Annotated in this window: 12 protein-coding genes; 8 read left to right on the top strand and 4 right to left on the bottom strand. The window is 67.8% G+C overall.

Going from position 1 to position 9,773, the window contains the following annotated elements; genetic code table 11:
* The 7 genes from ACPYOD_RS18720 to hisIE all read left to right on the top strand — a co-directional run.
* The coding region (locus ACPYOD_RS18720; protein WP_481303197.1) for a histidinol dehydrogenase at positions 1-200 on the top strand (200 nt) is incomplete at its 5' end.
* Positions 197-1,261 (top strand): histidinol-phosphate transaminase, encoded by a 1,065-nt coding sequence (gene hisC, locus ACPYOD_RS18715; protein WP_481303196.1) that lies wholly within the window; start codon positions 197-199, stop codon positions 1,259-1,261. The genes ACPYOD_RS18720 and hisC, both read left to right, overlap by 4 nt.
* Positions 1,258-2,322: a bifunctional histidinol-phosphatase/imidazoleglycerol-phosphate dehydratase HisB gene (gene hisB, locus ACPYOD_RS18710; protein ID WP_481303195.1), complete on the top strand. Its 1,065-nt coding sequence runs from the start codon at positions 1,258-1,260 to the stop codon at positions 2,320-2,322. The genes hisC and hisB overlap by 4 nt, the downstream gene beginning before the upstream one ends.
* Positions 2,319-2,912, top strand: a complete 594-nt coding sequence (gene hisH / locus ACPYOD_RS18705) for an imidazole glycerol phosphate synthase subunit HisH (RefSeq protein WP_481303194.1) — start codon at positions 2,319-2,321, stop codon at positions 2,910-2,912. Before hisB ends, hisH begins: the two co-directional genes overlap by 4 nt.
* Complete coding sequence (locus ACPYOD_RS18700; protein WP_481303193.1) at positions 2,909-3,661, top strand: 1-(5-phosphoribosyl)-5-[(5-phosphoribosylamino)methylideneamino]imidazole-4-carboxamide isomerase; 753 nt, start codon at positions 2,909-2,911, stop codon at positions 3,659-3,661. Before hisH ends, ACPYOD_RS18700 begins: the two co-directional genes overlap by 4 nt.
* Complete coding sequence (hisF, locus tag ACPYOD_RS18695; RefSeq protein WP_481303192.1) at positions 3,655-4,425, top strand: imidazole glycerol phosphate synthase subunit HisF; 771 nt, start codon at positions 3,655-3,657, stop codon at positions 4,423-4,425. The genes ACPYOD_RS18700 and hisF overlap by 7 nt, the downstream gene beginning before the upstream one ends.
* On the top strand, positions 4,422-5,027 hold the full coding sequence (gene hisIE / locus ACPYOD_RS18690) for a bifunctional phosphoribosyl-AMP cyclohydrolase/phosphoribosyl-ATP diphosphatase HisIE (RefSeq protein WP_481303191.1): 606 nt from the start codon (positions 4,422-4,424) through the stop codon (positions 5,025-5,027). Before hisF ends, hisIE begins: the two co-directional genes overlap by 4 nt.
* 19 nt (positions 5,028-5,046) lie before the next feature.
* Here the strand turns inward: hisIE and arsC are convergent, their stop codons facing one another.
* The 4 genes from arsC to ACPYOD_RS18670 are packed head-to-tail and all read right to left on the bottom strand — an operon-like array spanning position 5,047 to position 8,539.
* The gene (gene arsC, locus ACPYOD_RS18685; protein ID WP_481303190.1) at positions 5,047-5,382 is read right to left on the bottom strand and encodes an arsenate reductase (glutaredoxin); all 336 of its coding nucleotides are present in this window, start codon (positions 5,380-5,382) and stop codon (positions 5,047-5,049) included.
* A gap of 5 nt (positions 5,383-5,387) precedes the next feature.
* Positions 5,388-6,875: a pseudouridine synthase gene (locus ACPYOD_RS18680; protein ID WP_481303189.1), complete on the bottom strand. Its 1,488-nt coding sequence runs from the start codon at positions 6,873-6,875 to the stop codon at positions 5,388-5,390.
* Complete coding sequence (gene scpB, locus ACPYOD_RS18675) at positions 6,872-7,690, bottom strand: SMC-Scp complex subunit ScpB (RefSeq protein ID WP_481303188.1); 819 nt, start codon at positions 7,688-7,690, stop codon at positions 6,872-6,874. The genes ACPYOD_RS18680 and scpB overlap by 4 nt, the downstream gene beginning before the upstream one ends.
* A gap of 42 nt (positions 7,691-7,732) precedes the next feature.
* Entirely contained in the window at positions 7,733-8,539 is an 807-nt protein-coding gene (locus ACPYOD_RS18670; RefSeq protein WP_481303198.1) for a segregation and condensation protein A, read from the bottom strand.
* Positions 8,540-8,931: 392 nt separating this feature from the next.
* Here ACPYOD_RS18670 and dinB point away from each other — a divergent pair.
* A partial coding sequence (dinB, locus tag ACPYOD_RS18665; RefSeq protein WP_481303187.1) for a DNA polymerase IV occupies positions 8,932-9,773 on the top strand: 842 nt, incomplete at its 3' end.

Here is a 9,773-nt window from a genome sequence, read left to right as displayed (position 1 = left end):
TGCCTACGTATGGCTACGCGCGTAGCTTCAGCGGCGTGTCCGTGGCCAGTTTCCAGAAGCAGGTCACGGTGCAGCAGTTGTCCGCCGAAGGCCTGCGCGGCATCGGTCCGTGCGCCGAAATACTCGCCGAGGCCGAGCAACTGGAGGCGCACCGCCGCGCGGTTTCGTTGCGCCTCGCCGCCATGGATGCCACCGCATGAGCGTGCTCGACCTCGCCCGTCCCGACATTCGCGCCCTGTCGCCGTATTCGAGTGCCCGTATGGAGGCGCAGGGGGGCACCGTGCTCCTCAACGCGAACGAATCCTCGCGCCCACCGAACATCCCCGGTGGCGACGGATTGAATCGCTATCCGGACCCACAACCCCGCGCGCTCGTCGAGACGCTCGCGGAACTGTATGGCTGCGGCAGCGACCGCGTGCTCGTGACGCGCGGCAGCGACGAAGCCATCGACCTCCTGGTCAGGGCGTTCTGTCGCGCCGGACAGGACGCCGTGGTGGTCTCGCCACCGACCTTCGGCATGTACGCCGTATGCGCCAGGATCCAGGACGCCGCGGTCATCGAATCGCCGCTCGGCACATCGGGGGAACTCGACGCGGAGGCACTACTCGCCGCCGTCACGCCGGCGGTGAAGCTGGTCTTCGTCTGCACGCCGAACAATCCCACGGGCAACCTCGTGCCGCCGGACGTGCTGGAGCGGCTTGTCCGGGAACTGGCCGGTCGTGCCGTGCTGGTCGTGGACGAGGCATATGCCGAATTCAGCGGCATGCCCAGCGCCGCGCGGTTGATCGATACCTACGACAATGTGGCGGTATTGCGCACGTTGTCGAAAGCCTGGTCGCTGGCCGGCGCCCGCGTCGGCGCGCTGCTCGCACATCCCGACGTTGTCGGTCTCCTGCGCCGGATCATTCCGCCATACCCGCTACCGTCTCCCTGCGTCGACGCTGCGCTGGGCGCGCTCTCGTACGAGGGCCGCCGTGTACAGAGACACCACCTGAACGAGATCCTGACCGAGCGCGCGCGGATGTTCGCGGAGCTGCCGGGTGTCCCCGGCGTGCGCGAGGTGTTGCCTTCGCACGCGAACTTCCTCGCGGTGCGCTTCGACGATGCGGCTGGCACCTACCGTCGCCTGTTGGCCGCGGGCGTGGTGGTGCGCGATATCACGAAATACCCCGGTCTGGGCGATGCGTTGCGCATCACCATCGGTACCGGTAACGAGAACGACCGCGTGCTCGCGGTGCTTCGCGCGGGTGAGGGCGCATGAACCGGAAGATCCTCTTCGTCGATCGCGACGGCTGCCTCATCGAGGAGCCGGCGGACGAGCAGATCGACAGCTATGAGAAGCTGGCGTTGATGCCCGGTGTCATTGCCGCCCTGCAGCGCTGCATCGGCGCGGGTTACGAGCTGGTGATGGTCACGAACCAGGACGGCCTGGGCACGCCGTCGTTCCCGCAGGAGACTTTCGACGGCCCGCACGGGTTGCTACTGCGCATCTTCTCGTCCCAGGGAATCGTCTTCCGCGAACAGCTCATCGATCGCAGTTTTCCGCACGAGAACCGGGACACGAGGAAGCCCGGCACCGGTCTTGCCCGCCACTGGCTTGCCGACGACAGTTGGAGCCGCATGCACTCGGCCATGGCGGGCGATCGCGATACCGATCTCGCTTTCGCGGCCAACATGGGCGTGCGCGGATTCCGTGTGGGCCAGGGCGGTATGGCGTGGAACGACTTCGCGCATGTGTTGCTCGATGCGCCGCGCACGGCGGAGGTCCGCCGTGGTACGCGGGAAACGTCCATCCATGTATCGGTGGATCTCGACCGCGTGGCCGACCCGGTCGCGCACACGGGCCTGGGCTTCTTCGACCACATGCTCGAACAGATCGGCAAGCACGGCGGATTCGCCTTGAATCTTCGCTGTGACGGCGACACCCACGTCGACGAGCACCACACCATCGAGGATGCCGCGCTCGCGCTGGGACAGGCGTTGCGTCAGGCGCTGGGAGACAAGCGCGGCATCGCCCGTTACGGGTTCGCGCTGCCCATGGACGAAAGCGCCGCGCGGGCGGAGCTCGACCTCTCAGGGCGTCCGTACTTCGTCTTCGAGGGTTCGTTCCCGCGCGAGCGCGTCGGCGACATGCCGACGGAACTCGTGCCGCACTTTTTCCGTTCCCTGTGCGAGACGCTGGGTGCCAACCTGCACCTGACGGTGCATGGCGACAACGCCCACCACATGGTGGAAGGTTGCTTCAAGGTAGTGGCTCGCACTCTTCGCCAGGCCATGCGGCGGGAAGGCGCCGATCTACCCAGCACGAAGGGCAGCCTGTGACACGCGTGGTCCTCGTCGATGCCGGCGGCACGAACATCGGCTCCGTCCGCTATGCATTGCAGCGGCTTGGCGCCGACGCAGAGTTGACGTCGAATGCGGATCGCATCCGCGGCGCCAGCCACGTCATCCTTCCTGGCGTGGGCGCGGCCGGCCCCGGCATGCGGATGTTGCGCGAGGCGGGCCTCATCGATGTCATTCGCAGCCTGCGCCAGCCGGTGCTTGGCGTGTGCCTCGGCATGCAGCTCTTGTGCGAGCGGTCGGAGGAGGGCGACACCGAATGCCTGGGTGTCGTTCCCGCGACGGTGCGGCGTTTTGCAGAGAGCCCGGGACTGCGCGTGCCGCACATGGGGTGGAACGGCTTGCACGTCGCACGTAGCCACCCGCTCGTCGCCGGCTTGCGTGAGGGCGACGCGGCCTATTTCGTCCATAGCTATGCCGTTCCCGACGGCGACTACGCGCTCGCCACGAGCGAGCACGGCACGCCTTTCGCCGCCGTCGTCGGCGCCGGCAATTTCATGGGCATGCAATTCCACCCCGAGCGTTCGGGCGCACTGGGTGCCCAGCTCCTGCGGAATTTCCTTTCCTTATGACGCTTCCCATTCCAGCGATCGATCTGCGCGACGGCAAGGTCGTGCGCCTCTACAAGGGCGACTATGCCCAGCAGACCACCTTCGCTTTCGAACCGGAGGCACTGGCGGCCCGCTATGCGGACGAGGGCGCCGAATGGCTGCACGTCGTCGACCTCGACGGCGCGCGCACCGGGCGCTTCGAAAACCTCGCCACCGTGGCCGGCATCGCTTCCAGTGGACGGCTTCGCGTGCAGGCGGGCGGTGGCGTTCGCGACGAGGAGGGCGTGCTCCGGCTGCTTGAGGCGGGCGTCCATCGCGTGGTGGTAGGCAGCGTGGCCATGCGCTCGCCGGACACCGTGGCCTCGTGGATCGCCCGGTACGGTGCCGAGCGGATCGTGCTCGCCCTGGACACGCGCTTCCTCGACGGCGAGTGGCGCCTTCCCAGCGCGGGCTGGACGGCGTACGAGGTACGCACGCTCGACGATCTGCTGCCTTGGTACGAAGCGGCAGGGGCGCGGCACGTGCTGTGCACCGACATCGATCGCGACGGCACCATGAGCGGCCCCAACGTGGCGCTCTACCGGCACCTCGGAGCCCTGGCACCGTCGCTGGCGGTGCAGGCCTCCGGCGGCGTGCGTTCGCTCGACGACATCGCCGCGCTCGTCTTGCAGGGAACGGCAGGCGTGATCCTCGGACGCGCACTGCTGGAGGGCGCCTTCGCGCTGGCCGATGCCTTCACCGTGGCCGAAAGGGCGAACGCGTCATGTTGAGCCGCCGCATCGTGCCGTGCCTGGACGTGCGGGACGGACAAGTCGTGAAGGGCGTTCGCTTTCGCGACCACGTGGTCGTGGGCGAGATCGTGGAGCTTGCGCTTCGTTACCGCGACGAAGGCGCCGACGAACTGGTGTTCTACGACATCACGGCGAGTCCCGAAGGCCGCCGCGTCGACCGCGACTGGGTGGAACGCGTAGCGCGCGAGATCGACATTCCTTTCTGCGTGGCGGGCGGCATTCGCAGTGTCGAAGACGCGCGCGAGGTGCTGCACGCCGGCGCCGACAAGATCTCGATCAACTCGCCCGCGCTGGAACGTCCGGCGCTCGTCGGCGAACTGGCCGATGCCTTCGGTGTGCAGTGCGTGGTCGTGGGCGTCGACAGCTTGCGCGACGAGGACGGCGAGTGGCGCGTGCGCCAGTACACGGGCGATCCGTCGCGCACGCGCGCGTTGCGCAAACCCACGCTCGAATGGATCGACGAGGTACAGCGACTCGGGGCAGGCGAGATCGTGCTCAACTGCATGGGCACGGACGGTGTCCGCCGCGGTTACGACATCGAACAGCTGAAGGCCGCCCGGGCGGTCAGCCGCGTGCCGCTGGTGGCTTCGGGAGGCGCGGGCGTGCCGGCGCACTTCACCGATGTGTTTCGCGACGCGGACGTCGATGCGGCACTGGCGGCAAGCGTGTTTCACTCCGGCGACATTGGCATTCCCGCACTGAAGAAAGAGCTGCGGGCGCAAGGCATCGAGGTGAGGTTATGAGCGGCACGAATGCGGATTTCGCCAAAGGCGACGGCCTGCTGCCGGCGATCGTGCAGCATGCGCGAACGGGCGAAGTGTTGATGCTCGGATACATGGACGAGGCGGCCCTGGGGGCTACACGCGAGCAGCGGCTGGTCACGTTCTTCAGCCGCAGCAAGCAGCGCCTGTGGACGAAGGGCGAGACGTCCGGCCATACCCTGGCGGTCGTCGATGTGAAGCTTGACTGCGACGCGGATACGATCCTCGTGCGCGCACTCCCCGCGGGCCCCACTTGCCACACCGGTACGTCGAGTTGCTTCGGCGACGACGTGGCGCCTGCATTGGGATTCCTCGCCGAGCTGGATGCGCTGGTGGCGTCGAGGCATGCCGAACGTCCCGCCGGGAGCTATACGACGACATTGTTCGACGAGGGCATCCGTCGTATCGCGCAGAAGGTGGGCGAAGAAGGCGTGGAGGCCGCGCTGGCCGCGGTGGCGCAGGACGACGATGCGTTGATCGGCGAAGCCGCCGACCTCGTGTTCCACCTCATGGTGGCGCTACGCGCGCGCGGTATCGGCTTCGACGCCGTCGCCGCGAAGCTGGCATCGCGGCACCGGGGTTAGGAGCGCGCTGGGCGCGACCCTACAGGATGTGCAGGACGTTTTCGGGCGGGCGGCCGATGGCCGCCTTGTTCCCGTTGATCACGACGGGCCGCTCGATCAGCTTCGGTGTGTCCACCATCGCCTGGATCAGCTGTGCCCGCGTGAGATCGTCCGGCAGGGCAGCGTATGCATCTTCGCCCTTGCGCATCAGGCCGCGCGGCTCGAGGCCGAGCAGGCCAAGCACGCGCTCGATGTCCGCGGCCGAGGGCGGCGTGGCCTGGTAGTCGACCACGGCCGGGGAAAAACCCTTCGCCTGTAGCAGGGCCAGGGTTTCCCTCGATTTCGAGCAGCGGGGGTTATGCCAGATCGTGAGCATCGGGCTCAGCGATTGCCGCCGCGGTTGCCACCGCCACCGCCACCGCCACCACCGCGGTTACCGCCACCCGGGCGTCCGCCACGATTGCCACCGGGACGCGGGCCGCCCGCGCGGTTGCCGCCGCCGCCCGGACCACCGGCACGGTTGCCGCCACCGCCGCCCGGACGGCCGCCGCGATTGCCGCCGCCTTCGAAACGGGCGCCGGGGGCGCGATTGCCTTCGCTGCGCGCCGGGCCCTGGCCCGCCGCGCGATTGCCGCCCGCGTTGCCGGGACGACCGCCGGGACGAGGTCCGCGGTTGCCGGCGGTATTGCCGGCCGCGCCACCGCCACCCGTGCGGGTGTCGCCGGCGAACCAGGTGCGAATGGACGGCAGTTCCTGGCCGGGGGCGACGCGGCGCGACTTGCGCTGCGCACCGCCGCCGGCACGTTCCGGACGGGCGACGTTACCGTTGACCTCACGTCGCTGACCGCCGCCGGCGGCCGGCACGCGGCCGCCGCGGCCACCGCGGCCGCCTCGCGGGTTGTCGTCGCGGATGCGATCGAAGGCGGTGAGTTCGCGTGCCTCATCGTGACGCGCCGAACTCCATGCACCGGTGGTGCGGGTGTCGGGACGGTACTCGGTGACATGGCGCGGGGCGCGGCGCTGGTGCACCACGGCGCTCAGGGTCAGCACCGGAGCGGGTGCGCCCAGGCCGGCGCGCTCGCGCAGTTCCTTGATGGCGGTTTCGTCGAGCGATTCGCAATCGCCGCGGCGCAGTGCGCGCGGCAGCTCGACCGAGCCGTAGCGGATGCGCTTCAGGCGGCTCACGAGGAAACCCTGCGAATCCCACAAGCGGCGGACTTCGCGGTTGCGGCCCTCACGGATGGTGACGCGGAACCAGCTATGGCTGCCGCCACGGCTGATCACGCCGATCTCGTCGAAACGCGCGGGACCGTCTTCCAGTTCCACGCCGGCCTTGAGGCGTTCGATCACTTCGTCGGGCACTTCGCCGTGCACGCGGCAGAGGTATTCGCGCTCCAGGCCGCTCTTCGGATGCATCAGCGCGTTGGCGAGTTCGCCGTCGGTCGTCAGCAGGAGCAGGCCGGTGGTATTGATGTCGAGGCGGCCCACGGCGACCCAGCGCGCGCCACGCAGGCGCGGCAGCTGTTCGAACACGGTGGGACGGCCTTCGGTGTCCTCACGGGTGGTCACCACGCCTTCCGGCTTGTGGTAGACCAGCACTTCCGCGTCGGTACGGTTATCCGTGGCGACGACGAACTGCTTGCCGTCGAGGACGACGCGGTCGCCGGCATGCACGCTGGCGCCGATGGTGGCGACGGTGCCGTTAACCTCGACCTCGCCGGCCTGGATGCGCTGTTCGAGCATCCGGCGCGAGCCGAGTCCGGCGTTGGCGAGCACCTTGTGCAGGCGCTCTTCGAGTTGTTGTGTGGTATCGGCGGCGTCATTGCCGCCGCGCTTCAAGGTGAGCAGGGAACGCTGTGGCGCATTCATGCGCGTGACTCCTCGGTGTCTTTCTCGGCGTCGCCGTCGTCGGCGTCGCTTAAGGGATTCTCTGCCTCTTCGGCAGTGGGGGAAGCCGCGGCGAGGTCGTCGCCGTCAGGCTGCGTGTCAGGGGGTGTGGTTTGGTCTGCGGTCGCTTCGAGGGTTTCCGCCTCGGGCGCCGTGTCGTCTTGGGTGGTATCGGTAGCCAGGCCTTCGCCTTCGGCGTCGTCCGGCATCGCGGCGCGGGCCGCCGCGGGTTCCGCATCGCCGTCGAACCGCATCTGCGGGTTGAGTTCCTCGAGGTCGCGTATTTCCGACAGCGGGGGCAGGGCGTCCAGCGACTTCAGGTTGAAGTAGTCGAGGAAGGCGCGGGTGGTGCCGAACAGCGCCGGCTTGCCCGGTACGTCGCGATGGCCCACCACGCGGATCCATTCGCGTTCTTCAAGCGTCTTGATGATGTTGGACGACACCACCACGCCGCGAATCTGTTCGATTTCCGGCCGCGTGATCGGCTGGCGGTAGGCGATCAGGGCCAGGGTTTCCAGCAGGGCACGCGAGTAGCGGCTCGGTTTTTCCGCCCACATGCGCGACACCCATCCATGCACCTCGCGCCGTACCTGGTAGCGCCATCCGGAGGCGACTTCCACCAGTTCCACGCCACGGCCTTCGCAATCGGCGCCGAGCGCCGCCAGGACCTGCGTGAGTTCCTCGGTGGCGATGTCCTCGTCCTCGCCGAAGATCGCCTTCAACTGCGCGATGGTCATCGGCTGGGTCGACGCCAGCAACGCCGCTTCCACGATGGGTTTGAGCTGTTCGGGATGCATAGGCCCTTGGGTAATGGTTGACGTGGCCCCGGGTGGGAGCCGTCAGGCGAGCGCTTCTTCCGGCTCGGCCTCGGTCTGTACCTTCGTCTTCAGGTAGATCGGCCCGAGGGCCTCTTCCTGAACGATTTCGATGAGCATTTCCTTAGCCAGTTCGAGCATGGCCAGGAAGGTGACCACTACGCCGAGACGGCCTTCGCTCACGTCGAACAATGTTTCGAAGCGGTGGAACCCGCCGCCTTCGCTGAGCGTGCCGAGCAGGTCGCCCATACGCTGGCGCACGCTGAGCGGCTCGCGCTGGATCGCATGGTGCGTGAACAGGTCGGCGCGGTTGAGCACGTCCTTGAGCGCGAGCAGGAGCTCCTTGAGGTCGAGCGGAGGCGGCACGCGCACCACGTTGTGCTCGCCCACGAACGCGTGGACCACCGTAGTGTCGCGTTCCAGGCGCGGCAGTTCGTCGATATCCGCCGCGGCCTTCTTGAAGCGTTCGTACTCCTGGAGTCGCCGCACCAGCTCGGCGCGGGGATCGTCCTCCAGGCCTTCCTCGGCCGGCGGCCGGGGAAGCAGCAACCTGGACTTGATCTCCGCCAGGATGGCGGCCATCAGCAGGTATTCCGCCGCCAGTTCCAGGCGCATAACCTCGCGCATCATCTCGATGTAGTCCATGTACTGCCGGGTGATTTCGGCGACGGGGATATCGAGGATGTCGAGGTTCTGCCGGCGGATCAGGTAAAGCAACAGGTCCAACGGACCTTCGAACGATTCGAGGATGACTTCGAGCGCGTCCGGTGGGATGTACAGATCCTGCGGCATCTGCAGCACCGGCTGCCCGCGCACCAGCGCGAGGGGCATTTCCTGCTGCTGCGGGATGCCCGCGAAGGCATCCTGGGCTTTTTCGACCACCTGGACTTCGGTTGTCTCGTTAGTCATCGGCACACGTCAGAAGGGTCGCTTGGGCGACCGGTAGCGCAACAATCGATGCCGTCCGGCGGCCGTACCGCCACCTCGCCCGGCATGCCACGCATCGTCGCCGACGAGCGATAGGCATGGCCGCTGGACACCCCAGGAGGGTCACCGTCTGTGAAGGAACGTCGGGAGCAGAGCGCGGCCGGCCCCAGCAACGGACCGGTGAAGGCGCGACGCCCGAATAAGTTCACCCGATTGCCGTACAGGGTATAGCCTGCGCCGATGCAAGTCCAGCGGCGGGCCGCCAGCCCGCCCGGGGCTTGCGGCACAATAGTCCCATGCAGCCTGCCCAGCGCGCCATCATCCATGTCGACATGGACGCTTTCTACGCGTCCGTGGAGGAACTGGACGACCCCTCGCTGGTGGGAAAACCCGTCATCGTGGCCGGCCTGGGGCGCCGCGGCGTGGTTTCCACGGCGAATTACGAGGCACGCAAGTACGGGGTGCGCTCCGCCATGGCCACCTCGGAAGCCCGCCGGCGCTGCCCTGACGGTGTCTACATCGTCCCGCGCCATGCTCGCTACCAGGAGATCTCGAACGTGGTGTTCGGCGTCTTCGCCGAGGTCACGCCGATGATCGAAGGCCTGTCGTTGGACGAGGCTTTCCTGGACGTCACCGCCAGTTTGAGACTGTTCTCATCCGTTGAAGCGATCGGGCGTCGCGTAAAGGAAGAGATCCGCGCACGGACCGGCCTCAACGCGTCGGTGGGCATGGCCCACAACAAGCTCCTCGCCAAGCTGGCCAGCGAGCTTTCGAAACCGAATGGATTCCTCCGCATCGCGCCGGAAGAGATCAGGGGTTACCTCGATCCGCTGCCCGTGGGGCGCATGTGGACGGTGGGCAAGGTGGCCGAGGAGGCGCTGCATCGGGTGGGCATCCGCACCATCGGCGACATCGTCCGGGCGGACGCCTGGCGCTTGAACAAGGCCGTGGGAGAGCGCCACGCCGCCCAGTTGCGCGAACTCTGCCGTGGCGAAGACCGGCGGCCGGTGGTCACCGACGCGCCCGAGGTGTCCATCGGCGCCGAATGGACGTTCGAGTACGACCTGGAGGAACTGCCCATTGCCGAAGCCTGGCTGCTGCGGCAGTGCGAAAAAGTGGGGGCCCGGGCCCGGTCCCG

This window comes from Luteibacter sp. HAY1-4A, from assembly GCF_056755355.1.
Note: the sequence above shows the minus strand (reverse complement) of the source record. Positions and strands in the feature narration are given on the sequence as shown.